Source organism: Pseudoalteromonas sp. S558 (assembly GCF_005886635.1).
Classification (GTDB): domain Bacteria; phylum Pseudomonadota; class Gammaproteobacteria; order Enterobacterales; family Alteromonadaceae; genus Pseudoalteromonas; species Pseudoalteromonas aliena.
Genome location: NZ_PNDU01000286.1, coordinates 1 through 443 on the forward strand (window position 1 = coordinate 1; position 443 = coordinate 443).

General features: G+C 45.6%; 1 pseudogene. It reads left to right on the plus strand.

Annotation, left to right across the window (positions count from 1 at the left end):
* A pseudogene (locus CWB66_RS17035) lies at window positions 1–430 on the plus strand (helix-turn-helix domain-containing protein); the annotation flags it as partial.
* Between the last annotated feature and the right edge of the window lie 13 nt (window positions 431–443).

Genomic DNA, 443 nt, shown 5'->3' on the forward strand with positions numbered 1-443 from the left:
ATGCCTTCGGTGGGCATCCCGCGCCCAAATGATCCTCGACTCAGCCCGCGTTCAAGCGGTTAAACTAGGTAATGAAGCTGTGAGTTCTGGGGCGCCAAGGTGTAAAGCGTGCCGTGAACTCGGCATCAGTGTCCGGACGTATCAACGTTGGACTGTTGACGGGAATATAAAAACAGATGGTAGACCAATATCTCAGCGCCCTGAGCCAAAAAATAAGCTATCAAAAGAAGAGAGAGCTAACATATTAGCCATCGTTAATAGCGATGATTTTAAGAGCTTACCACCAAGCCAAATCGTCCCAACATTAGCAGATGAGGGTATTTATCTTGCTTCTGAATCAACATATTATCGTGTTCTTCATGAAGAAAAACAGCAAAACGCTCGCGGACGTAGTCAGATAAAAGAGAGAAAAGTAACGACTACACAATGAGATACAGGGCCTC